The organism is Variovorax sp. P4_B10 (assembly GCF_056402375.1).
Genome location: NZ_JBFUHN010000018.1, coordinates 69,760 through 86,243, shown reverse-complemented (window position 1 = coordinate 86,243; position 16,484 = coordinate 69,760). Strand labels below are relative to the sequence as shown.

Here is a 16,484-nt window from a genome sequence, read left to right as displayed (position 1 = left end):
CAGCGTGCCCTCGTGCACAGGGCACCGGGTGCTCCCCGCAGCGAAATAAAGGAGGAGCGAAGCGGGGGACATTCGCGGAGGGGAGCACCCGGTGGCCTGTGCACGCGCCCCGAACAACAGCGCCCCGAACCAATGCATCCAGAACACAAGCAACCTCCAGCACAACACGCCATGGATCACTGAGATAGCCCCAGCGCGGGCCCGTGCAGTTTTCACGCAAACTTCACACACAGCGCCGTCTCTTCACAGATCGCCTGCAGACTGCCAGGCGCCAACAAAAACATCGGGGGAGCTTCCATGCTTCAAGTTGCCAATCGAAAACTCGCGTCGCTCAGCGACGTGCTCTTCACCGGACTGGGCCGCGTGCTCGGTTTCCTGCGTCCGCTTGCGCGCGGACTCATCGGTTCCTGGCGACCCCCGGGCTGGCTGCGCATCGCGGGCGCCTTTCTCCTCTTCGGGCTGCAGTGGCTGCAGCAACGGCTGGCCTGGCTGGTGCTGCTCGCACTGCTGGTGCTGGCCGGATGGATGGCCAGCCCGCACGTCCTGAAATGGTGGCATGGCCTCACGCCCGACCGCGTCGAGCCCATCGTCGCCACCGCGCAGATCGTGCCGCCGTCGCGCACGCAGATCGAGAACGACAGGGGGCCGAACCCGCTCGTCATCAACTTCTCGGCCTCGGTTGCGCCAATCGCGCGCATCGGCCAGGAGGCGACCGGCATCGCCATCGAGCCCGCCATTGCCGGGCGCTGGACGTGGAGCAGCCAGAAGAAGCTGGAGTTCCTGCCCGCGCAGGATTGGCCGGTGGGCCAGCCCTACAAGGTGCAGCTCTCGAAGGACGCGCTCGCGCCGCACATCGAGATCGAGCAGCGCAAGTACGAGTTCACCTCGCCCGAATTCACCGCGAAGATCGCAGGCGCGGAGTTCTATCAAGACCCGGTGCAGGCCAACGTGCGCCGCGCCCTCTTCCAGGTGCGCTTCTCGCACCCCGTGAACACGGCCGAGTTCGAGAAGCGGCTGGTGCTGACCTACGACCAGGCCTGCAGCACCTCGTTCTTCAGCGTGGGCAAGTGCGCGAGCGAGAAGTTCACGGTGAGCTACGACAAGCTGCGTCTTACCGCCACCCTCCAGTCCGAGCCGCTGCCCATTCCCGAGAAGACGCGCCCCGTGGTGCTCAGCCTCACGGCCGGCACGGTCGCGCAGAAGGGCGGCCCGGGCCTGCGCAACGACGTGTCGCGCGCCGTCGACATCCCCGGCCTCTTCAGCCTCGACATCTCGAGCGTCGACCCCACCATCGTCACCGGCGAGAACGGCGAGCCCGAGCATGTGATGCACGTCACCGCCTCGATGCCGGTGCACGAGCGCGAAATGGCGCGCGTGGTGCAGGCCTGGCTGCTGCCTGCCACGGAGGAAGCCAAGGGCGATCCGGACGAGAAGTTCGACTGGTCCGCCGAGCCCTCGAAGGTCACCGACGCCGTGCTGCGCCGCGCGAAAAAGCTCAACCTGCAGCCCATCGCGAGCGAGCGTGAAGTGACCGAGATGGTCAGTTTCCGCATGCCCCAGGCCGAAGGCGGCCGCTACCTGCTGGTGCGCGTGGCCAAGGGCCTCAAAACGCCCGGCGGCTACCAGCTCGGCGCTGCGCGGCAGGACGTGCAGCTGCTCAAGACCTTCGCGCCCGAGCTCACCATCATGAGCCAGGGCTCGCTGCTCGCGCTGTCGGGCGAGCGCAAGCTGCCGATTTTGGTGCGCGACCTGCCGGGCATCCGCCTCGAAATCGGCCGCCTGCTGCCGCAGCAATTGCAGCACCTGGTCACGCAGAGCAACGGCGACTTCGCGCACCCGCAGTTCTTCGGCAGCCTGCAGTCGGACAGCCTCGTCGACCGCTTCCAGAAGGAGATTCCGCTCAGCATTCCCGCCGGCAAGGCCCACTACGAAACCGTCGACTTCGCCCAATACCTGCGCAGCGACGTGGCCGACCGCCGCGGCGTGTTCCTGCTCAAGGTGCAGGGCTACGACCCCAAGGCGAAGAAGAAGCCCGAGGGCGATGCCGCACAGGCTCAGCCGGAAGAGGCGCAAGAAGAACAGTCGTCCGAGGGCGAAGGCGACCCCGAAAGCGGCAACCCCGAAGACCAGAAGGACCAGCGCCTCGTGCTCGTCACCGACCTGGGCATCGTCGCCAAGAAGTCGCTCGACGGCACGCGCGACGTGTTCGTGCAGAGCATCGCCAACGGCCAGCCCGTGGCCGGTGCGCTGGTCGAGGTGTGGGGCCGCAACGGCATGATCGTCGCGTCGCAAGCCACCGACGCCACCGGCGCCGCCAAGCTGCCCAACCTCGCCGGCTACCAGCGCGAGAAGGCGCCCGTGGTGCTGGTGGTGCGCAAGGACGGCGACCTGAGCTTCCTGCCCTTCAACCGCACCGACCGCACGCTCGACATCTCGCGCTTCGACGTCGGCGGCCTGCGCGCGGCCGGCGTGCCGAACCAGATGACGGCCTACGTGTTCAGCGACCGCGGCATCTACCGCCCGGGCGACACCATGCACATCGCGATGATGGTCAAGGCCGGCAACTGGGGCACGTCGCTGCGCGACCTGCCGCTCGAAGCCGAGATCATCGACGCGCGCGGCCTCAGCGTGCGACGCGAAAAGCTCAAGCTCGGCCCCRGCGGCGCGGCGGAAATCGCCCACGCCACGCAAGACACCTCGCCCACCGGCAACTACACCGTCAACCTCTACCTGCCGCGTGAATCGTCGCCTGGCAACCCCGAGGTGGAAGGCCTGCTGATCGGCAGCACCACCGTGAAGGTGCAGGAGTTCCTGCCCGACCGCACCAAGGTCGTCGCCAAGCTCAGCAGCGAAGCCGCCGAAGGCTGGGTCAAGCCCAAGGACCTGAAGGCGCTGATCGATGTGCAGAACCTCTTCGGCACACCCGCGCCCGATCGCAAGGTCGAAGGCACGCTCACGCTGAGCCCGGCCTTCCCGGTGTTCCGCGCGTTCGCCGACTACGCCTTCTTCGATCCGCAGCGCGCCACCGAGAAGCAGGTCGACGACCTGGGCAGCGTGCAGACCAGCACCGACGGCAAGGCCGAGTTCGACCTGCGCCTCTCGCGCTTCGATGCCGCCACCTACCAGGTGCACGTGCTCGCCAAGGCCTTCGAACCCGAGGGCGGGCGCAGTGTCTCGGCCGAGGCCCAGACGCTGGTGAGCGACATGCCCTACCTCGTGGGCGTCAAGGTCGATGGCGACACCAGCTACGTGAGCAAGGGCGCCGCGCGCAACGCCACCGTGATCGCGATCGACCCGCAGGCGAAGAAGACCGCCGTGGCCGACCTGAAGATCGAGCGCGTCGAGCGCAAGGTGCTGTCGGTGCTGGTCAAGCAGGACAACGGCCTCTACCGCTACGAGTCGCGCAAGAAGGAAGTCGTGCTCGACGAGAAGCCGATGGCCATCGTCGCGGCCGGCAACACCGTGGCGCTCAACACCGCCGCGCCCGGCAATTTCGCCTACGTGGTGCGCAACGCCGGCGGGCTGGAGCTCAACCGCGTGGAGTACAGCGTGGCGGGCAACGCGAACGTCTCGCGCTCGCTCGACCGCAACGCCGAGTTGCAGCTCACGCTCGACCGCAAGGACTACGAGCCGGGCCAGGAGATCGAGGTCAGCATCCGCGCGCCGTACGTGGGCGCCGGCCTGATCACCATCGAGCGCGACAAGGTCTACGCCCATGCCTGGTTCAAGACCGACAAGACCGCGTCGGTGCAGAAGATCGTGTTGCCCAAGGACTTCGAAGGCACCGGCTACATCAACGTGCACTTCGTGCGCGATCCGGCCTCGGACGAGGTCTACATGAGCCCGCTGTCGTACGGCGTCGTGCCCTTCGCCACCGCGCTGACCAAGCGCACCGCCAACCTGCAGCTCACCAGCAGCGAACTCGTCAAGCCCGGCCAGACCGTGAAGATGAAGCTCACCAGCGACAAGCCTACGCGCGCCGTGCTGTTCGCGGTGGACGAAGGCATCCTGCAGGTGGCGCGCTACAAGACGCCCGATCCGCTCAAGCACTTCTTCCAGAAGCGTGCACTCGAGGTCGGCACCTTGCAGACGCTCGACCTGATCCTGCCCGAGTTCAAGAAGCTCATGCAGGGGGCAGCACCCGGCGGTGACGGCGAAGGCGAACTCGGCAAGCACCTGAACCCGTTCAAGCGCAAGCGCGACAAGCCGGTGGCCTACTGGTCGGGGCTGGTCGACGTGAACGGCAGCCGCGAGTTCAGCTACACCGTGCCCGAGAGCTTCAACGGCAGCCTGCGCGTGATGGCCGTCGCGGTGAACGACGAAACCACCGCCGCCAAGAGCACCCGCACCGTGGTGCGCGGCGACATGGTGATCCTGCCGAACGCACCGCTGGCCATGGCGCCCGGCGACACGGTCGAAGTGGGCGTGGGCCTCGCGAACAACATCGTGGGCTCGGGCAAGGAAGCGCCCATCGCGCTCACGCTGACCGCCTCGGGCGGGCTCGAAGTGGTGGGCGATGCCACGCAGACGCTCAAGGTCAACGAGCGCGGCGAAGCGAGCACGAAGTTCAACGTGCGCGCCAAGCCGGGCGAACAGGCGGTGCTGGGTTCGTCGGCGCTGGTGTTCACCTCGGCACACAAGACCTTCAGCGCACGCCTGTCGACCGAAGTGAGYGTGCGGCCCGCATCGCCGTTCGTCACGCTGGTGCAGGCCGGCAGCTTCCAGCGCGCGGGCGAGTTGTCGAGCCAGGCCGACCTGTACCCCAACTTCCGCAAGAGCGATGTGGCGGTGTCGGCCGCGCCGTGGGCCTTTGCGACCGGCCTCATGCAGTACCTCGAGGCCTATCCGCACGGCTGCACCGAGCAGATCACGAGCCAGACCTTCCCGGCCGTGCTGCTGTCGGGCAGGCCCGAGCTGGTGAAGGAAATGGCGCGCGGCCGCACTGCCGAGCAGGGCCCGATGCCCGAGGCGCGCAAGACCTTCGAGCGCTACCTCGTGCAGCTGCGTGCACGGCAGACGGCCGACGGCGGCTTCTCGCTGTGGCCCGGCGCCGGCACCGATGCCTTCGCCACGCTTTACGCGGTGCACCTGCTGGTCGAAGCCAAGGACCACAAGCTGCCCGTGCCGCAAGACCTGCTGCAGAAGGCCAACACCTACCTGCAGGGCTGGCTCGGCAGCGGCGACGCCTCGCTCGACGGCTGGCGCCAGCGCACGCAGGCGGCCTACCTGCTGACGCGCCAGGGCATCATCGCGCCGGCCGCATTGGCCAACCTGCGCGAAGCCTGGCGCACCCAGCAGACACGGCAGGCCCAGGGCTGGAGCGACGACCTCGGCGCCGTGTACCTCGCCGCGAGCTACCAGCTCGTGAAGCAGGAACAGGTGGCCAACGAGCTGCTCGGCCCGGTGTGGTCCGACCTGCTCGCGCGCACCGAGAAGAACACGCGCCGCAATGTCTGGGGCGCCTACTACGACCCGCTGGTGCACGACAGCATGACGCTGCACCTGGTGGCGCGGCACTTCCCGAGCCGCCTGAAGACGCTCAAGCCCGCGGTGTGGGAGCGCATGGGCGCGATGGTGCGCGACGGCTGGTACAACAGCCTGTCGTCGGCCTCGATGCTGCTTGCGGTCGATGCCTACTTCGAAGCGGTGGCGCAGAACGCCGAGGGCAAGCTCACGGCGCAGACCGTCAACGCGCAAGGCCAGGCCGCGGCGCTCGCGCTGGGCGCGGTCAACCCGATCACGCGCGCCGCCGTGCCGACCGGCACCGCCAAGCTGAAGCTGTCGAACGACAGCGACTTCAACCTCTACTACAGCTGGGCCGAACAGGGCTTCGAACGCAACGTGCCTGCCACGCCGGTGAACAAGGGCCTCGAGATCTTCCATGAAGTGCTCGATGCCAAGGGCAACCCGGTCACCAAGGCCAGGCTTGGCGAAGAGGTCACGGTGCGGGTGCGCGTGCGCAGCCTGGAGCGCGCGCAGCTCAACGACGTGGCGCTGGTCGACGTGCTGCCCGGCGGGCTGGAGCCGGTGCTGCAGGCCGTGGGCGACGACGAGGACGCCAACGCCGACGCGCCGATCTGGAAGAAGCGCCTGGGCGGCGGCGGCTCGTGGAAGGTGCAGTACGCCGACATCCGCGAAGACCGCGTGGTGTTCTACGGCGGCGTCGGCAAGGACCTGCTCGAAGTGACCTACAAGGCGCGCGCCACCAACGTGGGCGACTTCGTGGTGCCGGCCGCGTACGGCGAGGCGATGTACGACCGGCGCGTGTACTCGCGCTCGGCCGGTGCGCGCTTCCAGGTGGTGGCGAATTGACCTCGACGAGCCCCGTCTTGTCCCCTCTCCCTCTGGGAGAGGGCTAGGGTGAGGGCTCCGGCGCCACCATGACCACGCAGCTTGATCCACTGCCGCTGCCCTCACCCCAACCCTCTCCCAGAGGGAGAGGGAGGAAGACCTTGGTCGCCTTCGCGGCTGTTGCCTTGCTGCTCGCCCTGCTGCGCTTCTGGCCCCATGCGCCGCTGAGCGAAACCGTCGGCAGTTCGCGCGCCGTGTATGCGCAGGGCGGCGAACTCCTGCGGCTCACGCTCGCAGGCGACGAGCAGTACCGACTCTGGGTGCCGCTCGACCGCATCTCGCCGACACTGGTCGACGCGGTGCTGCTCTATGAAGACCGGCGCTTCCATGCGCATCCCGGCGTCAACCCCGCCGCGCTGGTGCGCAGCGCGTGGCGCATCGCCAGCGGTGAGCGCCGGCAGGGCGGCTCGACGCTCACGATGCAGCTCGCGCGGCGTGTCTACGGCATCGACAGCCGCACGGCCATGGGCAAGGTCGCGCAGATCGGTGCGGCCCTCTGGCTGGAGGCGCGCTTCAGCAAGCGCGAGATCCTCGAGGCGTACCTCAACACCGCCCCTTACGGCGGCAACATCGAAGGCGTGCAGGCCGCGAGCCTCATCTACTTCCGCAAGGACGCCGCCAAGCTCAGCCTGCCCGAAGCACTGACGCTCGCGGTGATTCCGCAGAACCCCGTCAAGCGCATCGCCGAGCGCGGCCGCAATGCCGAGCTGCAGTCGGCGCGCGAACGGTTGTGGGCGCTGTGGGCCGAGCGCGACCCGACCGCGAAGCAGCACGCACCCGACGCGCAGCTCGCGCTCTCGGCGCAGTCGCGCGGCAGCCTGCCTTTTCTTGCGCCGCACGCCACCGACATGCTGCTTGCGCAGGAGCGCGGCGTGCAGGAGGTGCGCACCACCATCGACCTGCGCATGCAGGCCACGCTCGAACGCGTGATGGGCCAGTACCTGCGCACGCACGCCGACGTGGGCATGACCAACGCGAGCGCGCTGCTGCTCGATGCCTCGACCATGCAGGTGAGTGCGCTGATCGGCTCGGCCGACTGGCACAACGACGCCATCGCGGGCCAGGTCAACGGCACGCAGGCCAAGCGTTCGCCGGGCTCCACGCTCAAGCCCTTCATCTATGCGCTGGCGCTCGACCAGGGCCTCCTGCATCCGAAGACGATGCTGAAGGATGCGCCGACTTCCTTCGGGCCCTACACGCCCGAGAACTTCGACCACCGCTTCGCCGGCCCTCTGCCCGCGCAGGAGGCGTTGATCCGCAGCCGCAACATCCCGGCGGTGGCCGTCGCCGCGAAGCTCTCGAAGCCCGGGCTCTACGACTTCATGCGGCTTGCAGGCGTGTCGAAACTGCAGAGCGAATCGCACTACGGCCTCGCGCTGGTGCTGGGAGGAGGCGAGGTCACGCCCGAGGAGCTCGCGGGCCTCTACGCAACGCTGGCCAACGGCGGCATCTCGCAGCCGCTGCGCTACACGCAGCCCGCGCCCGACGAGCGGCCGACCCAGCCGCTGCGCCTGTTGAGCGAAGAGGCCTCGTTCATCACGCTCGACATGCTGCGCCACACCCCGCGGCCCGACACCACCCTGCCCGCGCGCCCCGCCGTCGCGTGGAAGACGGGCACCTCCTGGGGCTTCCGCGATGCCTGGACTGCGGGCGTGTTCGGCCGCCACGTGCTCGTGGTGTGGGTCGGCAATTTCGATGGCACGAGCAACCCCGCGTTGGTGGGTGTCGATGCGGCCGCGCCGCTGTTCCTGCGCATGGTCGACGCGTTGCGCGCCGAGCGGCTCGACCCGGGCGAAGTCGCGGTGCGGCAACCGCCCGACCTGCGCCAGGTCGAGGTCTGCGCCGCGACGGGCGGCCTGCCCGACACGCTGTGCCCGGTGCGCACCAACACCTGGTTCATCGCCGGCAAATCGCCGATCCAGGTCAGCAACCTGCATCGCGCGGTGTGGGTCGACGAGACGACCGGCAAGGTGGTGTGCGGCCCGCAGCCCCATGCACGCCAGCAGGTGGTCGAGCAGTGGGGCAGCGACATGCGCCGGCTGTTCCGCCAGGCCGGACTGCCGCGCGCGAGCCTGCCGGCCGATGGCTGCGAGAAAGGCAATGCGTCGTCGGAGAGCGCGCCGCTCATCACCTCGCCGTTGCGCGGCGTGCGGCACACGCTGCGGGTGAAGAAGCCCGAGCCGCTGGTGCTGCGCGCCGAAGCGGCGGCGGGCACGCAGACGATCTACTGGTTTGCCGATGACGCGCTGATCGGCCGCGCGGCACCCGGCGAAGGCATCACCTGGATGCCCGATCTCGCGGACTCGGGCCGGCGCTATGTATTGCGCGCGGTGGACGACCAAGGACGCGCAGAGTCGCGCGAAGTGACGGTGGACATCGCACCGTAGCTTGCAGACCGCCCCGGCGGCACCCGCATCGTGCATGTCATGGCCGCGTCACGCGAAATCGGCATGGTCTCGCGTTTCGACTGAACCCTTTTTTCTTGCTCATGACGCGCCTCGCTTCCCTCTCCTCTATCGCTCTTGCCGCCGCGCTCGCCTGCGGCAGCGCATCCGCACAGACCGCCTTCCCCGCCACGCTCGCCGGCCACGCCGTGCTGCCCGCGCAGAGCTTCGTGGCCGCGCCCAAGGATGCGCCGGCCGACCTGCAGGTGAGCGGCAAGTTCACCTCGGGCAAGCGCGTCGAGGCGCTCGGCACGGTCGAAGGCCTTTCGGCGGGCCGCGGCACCGGCGTCTCGGTGCCCTTCAAGGGCCAGCCGCTGCAGGGCCACTCGGGCATCAAGAAGATGGAAGACGGTTCGTTCTGGATCCTCACCGACAACGGTGCCGGCGCCAAGGCCAATTCGCCCGACTTCATGCTCTACCTGAACCACTACAAGGTGGACTTCAAGAACGGCAAGTTCAACCGTCTCGACACGATCTTCCTGCACGACCCCGACAAGAAGGTGCCCTTCCGCATCGTTCACGAAGGCACGAAGCAGCGCTACCTGACCGGCTCGGACTTCGACCCCGAGAGCTTCCAGTTCGCCGGCGGCGCGCTGTGGATCGGCGAAGAGTTCGGCCCTTTCCTGATCAAGGCCGACTTGAAGGGCAAGGTGCTCGCGGTGTTCGACACCCTGGTCGACGGCAAGGCCGTGCGCTCGCCCGACCACCCGGCCGTCACCACGCCGGGCGCACCGGGCGGTGCGGTCGATTTCCAGATCAAGCGCTCCAAGGGTTTCGAAGGCATGGCCTCGTCGAAGGACGGCAGCAAGCTCTACGCGCTGCTCGAAGGCCCGGTGTGGAATGCCGAAGCCAAGGACTACGAGCGCGTCGAAGGCAAGGAAGCGCTGCGCGTGCTGGAGTTCGACGTGGCCTCGGAAAAATGGACCGGCCGCCACTGGAAATACGTGCTCGAAGCCAACGGCAACGCGATCGGCGACTTCAACATGATCGACGGCACCACCGGCTTGATCATCGAGCGCGACAACGGCGAGGGCACGAGCGACAAGGCCTGCCCCGAAGGCCAGAAGCGCACCGACTGCTTCCACGACATCGCGAAGTTCAAGCGCGTCTACAAGGTCGAGCTGAACGACGCCAACGTGGGCGGTGCGGTGCGCAAGATCGGCTACATCGACCTGCTGAACATCGCCGACCCGAACAAGCTCGCACGCAAGCCGCTGAACGACGGCGTGCTCAAGTTCCCGTTCTTCACCATCGAGAACGTCGACGTCGTCGATGCCACGCACATCGTGGTGGGCAACGACAACAACCTGCCCTTCTCGAGCAGCCGCGAGCCGAACAAGGCGGACGACAACGAGCTGGTGCTGCTCGAAGCCGGCGCGTTGCTGCAGGCAAAGTAAACATCGGGACCGGGGCGCAATGCCCCGGGCGCTCTGGCCGGGCGCGCGCCCGTCGTTTTCAGGTCGCCGTGCCGCGCTGCTGCACCAGGGCCATCGCGAACTGGCCGTTGCCGACCGACCAGTCCGAGTAGTCGTTTTCGTGCGTGAAGATGAAGACATCGGCGGGTGCGATGCCGGCCTGGTGTTCCAGGTTGTGCGCGATCTGGCCATAGAGTGCCCGCTTCRTCGCGTCGCTGCGCCCTCGGCGCATGGTGATCTCGACCACGATCACGCGATCGGAACGCGCCACGCCATTGAACCTGCGATCGAAAAAGAAATGATCGGCCCTGTACGGGTTCACCAGGTTGAACAGCTCGTCCTCCGGCATCCCGATGCTGCCGACCAGCGCGTCGTGGATGCCTCGCACGATGGCCTGGCATTGGGCGGGAGGCGTGTCCTCGGGGACGGCGGTACGAATGAAAGGCATGGTGACGGACTCCAGCAAAAGCGATGCATGCCGCCGGACGATTCCGGACAGCTCATGCGCCGTTTGTAGGCGCCGCAAGGGAAAAAACGAACCGACGAATTTGCTGGCGCTATGTGCAATAAAGTCACTTCACCATGAAACAGCATCTTCGCCACATGAACGCGCTCCGCGCCTTCGAAGCGGCCGGCCGTCTGGGCCGCATGACCCTGGCCGCCGACGAGTTGCATGTCACGCCCGGCGCGATCAGCCGGCAGGTGCGCCAACTCGAGGATGCGCTCGGCGTCGTGTTGTTCGAAGGGCCGAAGAACCGGCCTGCGCTGACCGCTGCCGGCAAGCACTTGCAGCCGACCCTGTCGGCGGCCTTCATGCAGATCGAACAGGCCGTGGATGCCATGCTGGAGCGGCAGCACGCGACATTGGACGTCTCCTGCCTCAGCACCTTCACGATGCGCTGGCTCATTCCGCGGCTCTACGATTTTCATGCGAGCCACCCGGACATCGGCGTGCGGCTCAAGGCCACCGACCAGAGTGCGGCGACGCCGCTGTCACGCAGCGACGTCGCGATCACGGTGGTGGGGGACGAAGACGAGGAGGCGACGTCCGCCGATGTGTTCCTGTTCGACGAACTGCTCGGCCCCGTGCTGGCGCCCGGCCTGGCCGACCGGTTGCGGCTCGGCGAGCCGGCCGATCTCGAGAACCAGGAGATCCTGCAGACACGCACGCGGCGCAATGCCTGGTCGATGTGGAGCGCATCGGTCGGCAGCGCGGTGCGGGTTCTGCCCGGCACGGAGTTCGAGCACTACTACTTCACGCTGGAGGCTGCGATCGGCGGCCTGGGCATCTGCATCGCGCCCTGGCATCTCGTGATGGACGACGTGCGGGCGGGGCGACTGGCCGCGCCCTTGGGCTTTCGCGCCAGCGGCTACCGCTATGTCGCCAGGCGCAACGGCACCCGGGACGAGGCGGCGCGGCTGTTTTGCGACTGGCTTCAGGCGCAGGCCACGGCAATGCCGCAGCCCGGGCCGCTCGGCGAGCGGGCCGTCAGGCCCGCATCAACGCCTCGATCTCGTCCGCCTTCACCGGCACGCCGCGCGAAATCAGCTCGCAACCCGTTGCGGTGACGATCGCATCGTCCTCGATGCGGATGCCGATGTTGTGGAACTGCTCGGGCACGCCGTCGGCAGGCCGCACGTAGATGCCGGGCTCCAGCGTCAGCACCATGCCGGGATGCAGGATGCGGCTCGGCCGGTTCTTGATGACCTCGTTCGACAGCGGATCCTTGCGCTCGCTCACCTCGCCGACCTGCGTGGGCTCGACGTAGCTGCCGCAGTCGTGCACGTCCATGCCGAGCCAGTGGCCGGTGCGGTGCATGTAGAACTGGAAGTAGGCGCGCGAGTCGATCACGTCGTCGACGCGGCCGACCTTGTTGGCGTCGAGCAGGCCGAAGTCGAGCATGCCCTGCGCCAGCACCTTCACCGCGGCATCGTGCGGGTCGGTGAAGCGGCTGCCCGCCCTGGTCGCCGCGGCCGCGGCGTCCTGGCTGGCCTGCACGAGGTCGTACAGCGCGCGCTGCGGGCCGCTGAACTTGCCGTCGGCCGGAAAGGTGCGCGTGATGTCGCTCGCGTAGCCGTCGAGTTCGCAGCCCGCGTCGATCAGCACCAGCTCGCCGCGGCGCAATGGTGCCGCGTCGGCGCGGTAGTGCAGCACGCAGGCGTTGGCGCCGGCCGCGACGATGGAGTAGTAGGCCGGGTACTGCGAGCCGCCGAAGCGGAACTCGTGCAGCAGCTCGGCGTCGAGGTGGTATTCGCGCACGTCCTTGCCCTCGCGCAGCATGCGGGCCGAGAGCTGCATGGCGCGGACATGGGCGCGCGCGCTGATCTGCGCGGCGCGGCGCATGATGTCCTGCTCGTGCGTGTCCTTGAAGAGGCGCATCTCGTCGAGCGGGCCGCACAGGTCGCGCTGCTCCTCGGGGCACAGCGCGCCGTAGCGCACGCGGGCGCGCACCGACTGCAGCCAGCCGTCGATGCGGGTCTCGAGGCCCTTGTGGATGGCGAACGGAAACCACACGGTCGACCGGTTCTCGAGCAGCTTCGGCAGCCTGGCGTCGAGGTCGTTGACCGAGAAGGCCTCGTCGACGCCGAGCGCCGCGGGCGCCGCGTCGGGGCCGAGGCGAAAGCCGTCCCAGATCTCGCGCTCCAGGTCCTTGGGCGCGCAGAACAGCGTGGCGCGGCCGTCGCCGGCCAGCACCAGCCAGGCGTTGGGCTCGGTGAAGCCGGTCAGGTAGTAGAAGTAGCTGTCGTGGCGGTACAGGAAGTCGGTGTCGCGGTTGCGCGGGCGCTCGGGCGCGGTCGGGATGATCGCGATGCCGTCCTTGCCCAGTTGCGAGGCGAGGCGGGCGCGGCGCTCGGCGTAGATCGTGGTGGTGTCTGAAGTCATCTTGGCGTGTTCAGTTGGGCGAGCCGTTCGGGGGTTCCCACATCGGTCCAGGGGCCGGTGTAGAGCTCGGCGGTCACGAGTTCATTGTCCATCGCGGCGCGCAGGATCGGCGCCAGCGGGGCTTTGCGGCCGGCCGGGTTGCCGCCCGGGATGTCGCAATACGGCGGCGCAAAAAGGGCGGCGCGGTAGAGGCCGATGGTCGAGAAAGTGTGCTTCTCGGCGGCCTGGTTCAGCGCGAGTCCCTCGGCGGACAGGCCGAAGTCGCCCTTCGGGTTGTGCGCCGGGTTCGGCACCAGCCACAGGTGGGCCAGCTTGCCGCTGGCCAGGAAGCGGTCCACCGAAGCCTGCGTGAAGCGGAAGTCCGGCGCGAACACGTCGCCGGCCGCCACCCAGAAAGCCTCGCCCAGCAGGGGCAGCGCGCGCACGATGCCGCCCGCCGTTTCGAGCGCGCCACCGAAGTCGCGGCCCTCGTCGGAGTATGAAATTGATAGCGCGCTGTGCCCATCCAGCAAGGGGCTCGCGCCGAATCGGGCCGAAATCTGCGCGCCCAGCCAGTCCGTATTGACGACCAGATCGGTGAATCCGCCGTCGGCCAGCGCCTCCATCGGCCACTGCATCAGCGGCTTGCCGCGCACTTCGAGCAGTGGCTTCGGCGTGGCGTCGGTCAACGGCCGCATGCGCTCGCCACGGCCCGCGGCCAGGATCATCGCGCGCACGGGGATCGTCGTGCTCACGCCGCGATACGGCCGCGCTGCAGCTCGTTGCGTTCGCTGTGGATGGGCCGGAACAGCGCCACCAGGCATTCCATCAGCGCATGCGCCTTGGCCGAATGGTCGCCGCCGAAATTGCAGACGTACACGTCGAGCGTCACGCCGCGCTGCTCGGGCCAGGTGTGGATGCAGAGGTGCGATTCGGCCAGCAGCACGGTGGCCGTCACGCCGCCCGGCCCCTGCGGCGTGGCCGGAAAAGCATGGACCAGCTTGCCCACCGCCTGCAGTCCGGCGGCCGAYACCGCCTTGAGGCAGACCGCCCCCAAAGCCTCGCCGTCGGTGAGCCATTGGAAGCCGCATTGGCAGTCGTGGAGATCGGCGGTGAGGTGCAGCCCTTGCATGGGTGGCAACTCTAGCAGCCAGCCCGCCGCACAAGAACATCGGCCGGGTGTTCGGCCTGTATCGGGGCGGGTTGGGGCTCGCCCGGTAAAATCGCGGGTTCTCCCGACCCCAACCCTCCCTTTTCCCTCCGAAAGTCCAACGCACATGGCAAACCACGCCCTGATGGCCAACGCAATCCGCGCCCTGGCTATGGATGCCGTCCAACAAGCAAATTCCGGACATCCGGGCGCACCGATGGGCATGGCCGACATGGCCGTCGCGCTCTGGGGCGACCACCTGCGCTACAACCCCGCCAACCCGCACTGGTTCGACCGCGACCGCTTCGTGCTGTCGAACGGCCACGCCTCGATGCTGCTGTACTCGGTGCTGCACCTCACGGGCTACGACCTGCCCCTCGGCGAACTCAAGAACTTCCGCCAACTGCACAGCAAGACCGCGGGCCACCCCGAGGTCGACGTGACCCCCGGCGTGGAAACCACCACCGGCCCGCTGGGCCAGGGCATCACCAACGCGGTGGGCTTCGCGCTGGCCGAGAAGCTGCTCGCAGCCGAGTTCAACCGCAAGCACCACGCCATCGTCGACCACCACACCTACACCTTCCTGGGCGACGGTTGCATGATGGAAGGCATCAGCCATGAAGCCTGTGYGCTGGCCGGCGCCTGGCACCTGAACAAGCTGATCGCGCTGTACGACGACAACGGCATCAGCATCGACGGCCAGGTCAAGCCCTGGTTCATCGACAACACCGAAGAACGCTTCAAGGCCTACGGCTGGAACGTGATCGGCCCGATCGACGGCAACGACGCCAAGGACGTGTCCAAGGCCATCGCCAAGGCGAAGAAGGAAGATTCGAAGCCCACCCTCATCATCTGCAAGACGCAGATCGGCAAGGGCAGCCCGAACCGCGCCAACACCGCCAAGGCCCACGGCGAGCCGCTGGGCGCCGAGGAAATCGCCCTCACCCGCACCGCGCTGAACTGGCCGTACGCGGCCTTCGAAGTGCCGCAGGAAGCCTACGCCGACTGGGACCACAAGGCCGAAGGCGCCAAGACCGAAGCCGCCTGGAACGACAAGTTCGCCGCCTACGCGAAGGCCTTCCCCGAACTCGCCGCCGAGTTCACCCGCCGCATGCGAGGCGAGCTGCCCAAGAACTTCCACCAGGTGGCGTTCGACACCGTGGTGGCCGCCCACACCAAGGGCGAAACCGTGGCCAGCCGCAAGGCCAGCCAGCTCGCGCTGGAGGCCTTCACGGCCGCGCTACCCGAAATGCTCGGCGGCAGCGCCGACCTCACCGGCTCCAACCTCACCAACACCAAGAGCACGGCCGCCCTGCGCTTCGATGCGAAGACCGGCGCCGTGGTCATGGATGTGCCGGTCCAGCAGCCGAACCAGGGTGCCGAAGACGAAGCCGCGCCCGAGAGCACGGCCGACAACGCCGAACCGCCCCACGGCGTGGTCGGCCGCCACATCAACTACGGCGTGCGCGAGTTCGGCATGGCGGGCATCATGAACGGCGTTGCGCTGCATGGCGGCTTCATTCCCTACGGCGGCACTTTCCTGACCTTCAGCGACTACAGCCGCAACGCCATCCGCATGGCCGCGCTCATGAAGCGCCGCGTGGTGCATGTGTTCACGCACGACTCCATCGGCCTCGGCGAAGACGGCCCGACGCACCAGTCGATCGAGCACGCCGCATCGTTGCGCCTGATTCCGAACCTCGACGTCTGGCGTCCGGGCGACACCGCCGAAACCGCCGTGGCCTGGGCCGTGGCGCTGCAGAACCAGGCGCGCCCGACCGCGCTGCTGCTGAGCCGCCAGAACATCGCCTATGCGCCCAAGGGCGAGCTCGGCGACATCAGCCGCGGTGCGTACGTGCTGTCGGAGCCCGAAACGGTCGGCCTCAAGAGCAAGAAGACCGCCGCGGTCATCATTGCCACCGGTTCCGAAGTGCAACTCGCGCTGGCCGCGCAGAAGCTGCTGGCCGAGAAGAAAATCGCCGTGCGCGTGGTGTCGATGCCCTCGACCACCACCTTCGACCGCCAGGATGTCGCCTACAAGAAGAGCGTGCTGCCGAAGAAGCTGCCGCGCATCGCCGTCGAAATGGGCTGCACCGGCGGCTGGTGGAAATACGGCTGCGCGGCCGTCGTCGGCATCGACACCTACGGCGAGTCGGCGCCGGCACCGCAACTGTTCAAGCATTTCGGGTTCACGGCAGAGAACGTTGCCGCCACGGTCGAAGCCGCCCTGCGCGACTGAGTCCGGCAAGGCGTTTTCCTTT

The 16,484-nt window shown here is 68.0% G+C and carries 9 protein-coding genes; 5 read left to right on the top strand and 4 right to left on the bottom strand.

Going from position 1 to position 16,484, the window contains the following annotated elements; translation table 11 throughout:
• Positions 1 to 297 precede the first annotated feature (297 nt).
• From AC1DXX_RS11460 to AC1DXX_RS11450, 3 genes are all read left to right on the top strand, one after another.
• A complete protein-coding gene (locus tag AC1DXX_RS11460) occupies positions 298 to 6,312 on the top strand; it encodes an alpha-2-macroglobulin family protein (RefSeq protein ID WP_478134306.1) in 6,015 nt (2,004 codons plus the stop codon).
• Between the two features lie 140 nt (positions 6,313 to 6,452).
• Complete coding sequence (gene pbpC, locus AC1DXX_RS11455) at positions 6,453 to 8,738, top strand: penicillin-binding protein 1C (RefSeq protein ID WP_478134305.1); 2,286 nt, start codon at positions 6,453 to 6,455, stop codon at positions 8,736 to 8,738.
• Between the two features lie 101 nt (positions 8,739 to 8,839).
• A complete protein-coding gene (locus tag AC1DXX_RS11450) occupies positions 8,840 to 10,192 on the top strand; it encodes an esterase-like activity of phytase family protein (RefSeq protein WP_478134304.1) in 1,353 nt (450 codons plus the stop codon).
• A 58-nt stretch (positions 10,193 to 10,250) separates the two neighbouring features.
• On the opposite strand, the gene AC1DXX_RS11445 is transcribed toward AC1DXX_RS11450, so the two are convergent.
• Positions 10,251 to 10,658, bottom strand: coding sequence for a tautomerase family protein (locus AC1DXX_RS11445; RefSeq protein WP_478134303.1), 408 nt, complete (start codon positions 10,656 to 10,658; stop codon positions 10,251 to 10,253).
• 155 nt (positions 10,659 to 10,813) lie between these two features.
• On the opposite strand from AC1DXX_RS11445, the gene AC1DXX_RS11440 reads away from it, so the two are divergent.
• Complete coding sequence (locus AC1DXX_RS11440; RefSeq protein WP_478134302.1) at positions 10,814 to 11,779, top strand: LysR substrate-binding domain-containing protein; 966 nt, start codon at positions 10,814 to 10,816, stop codon at positions 11,777 to 11,779.
• On the opposite strand, the gene AC1DXX_RS11435 is transcribed toward AC1DXX_RS11440, so the two are convergent.
• Genes AC1DXX_RS11435 through speD form a run of 3 tightly spaced genes read right to left on the bottom strand, consistent with a single transcriptional unit; the run spans position 11,700 to position 14,205 of the window.
• Positions 11,700 to 13,094 carry an aminopeptidase P N-terminal domain-containing protein gene (locus AC1DXX_RS11435; RefSeq protein ID WP_478134301.1) on the bottom strand — a complete coding sequence of 465 codons (1,395 nt, stop codon included), beginning with the start codon at positions 13,092 to 13,094 and terminating at the stop codon, positions 11,700 to 11,702. The genes AC1DXX_RS11440 and AC1DXX_RS11435 overlap by 80 nt on opposite strands.
• Positions 13,091 to 13,801 (bottom strand): nucleotidyltransferase family protein, encoded by a 711-nt coding sequence (locus tag AC1DXX_RS11430; protein ID WP_478134308.1) that lies wholly within the window; start codon positions 13,799 to 13,801, stop codon positions 13,091 to 13,093. The genes AC1DXX_RS11435 and AC1DXX_RS11430 overlap by 4 nt, the downstream gene beginning before the upstream one ends.
• A 23-nt stretch (positions 13,802 to 13,824) precedes the next feature.
• Positions 13,825 to 14,205 carry an adenosylmethionine decarboxylase gene (gene speD / locus AC1DXX_RS11425; protein ID WP_478134300.1) on the bottom strand — a complete coding sequence of 127 codons (381 nt, stop codon included), beginning with the start codon at positions 14,203 to 14,205 and terminating at the stop codon, positions 13,825 to 13,827.
• A 145-nt stretch (positions 14,206 to 14,350) separates the two neighbouring features.
• On the opposite strand from speD, the gene AC1DXX_RS11420 reads away from it, so the two are divergent.
• Positions 14,351 to 16,462 carry a transketolase family protein gene (locus AC1DXX_RS11420; protein WP_478134299.1) on the top strand — a complete coding sequence of 704 codons (2,112 nt, stop codon included), beginning with the start codon at positions 14,351 to 14,353 and terminating at the stop codon, positions 16,460 to 16,462.
• The last annotated feature ends 22 nt before the right edge of the window (positions 16,463 to 16,484 follow it).

Coding starts and splice junctions, on each gene's coding strand:
- AC1DXX_RS11450 (WP_478134304.1), top strand. CDS start 8,840: ATGACGCGCCTCGCTTCCCTCTCCTCTATCGCTCTTGCCGCCGCGCTC.
- AC1DXX_RS11440 (WP_478134302.1), top strand. CDS start 10,814: ATGAACGCGCTCCGCGCCTTCGAAGCGGCCGGCCGTCTGGGCCGCATG.
- AC1DXX_RS11435 (WP_478134301.1), bottom strand. CDS start 13,094: ATGACTTCAGACACCACCACGATCTACGCCGAGCGCCGCGCCCGCCTC.
- AC1DXX_RS11430 (WP_478134308.1), bottom strand. CDS start 13,801: ATGATCCTGGCCGCGGGCCGTGGCGAGCGCATGCGGCCGTTGACCGAC.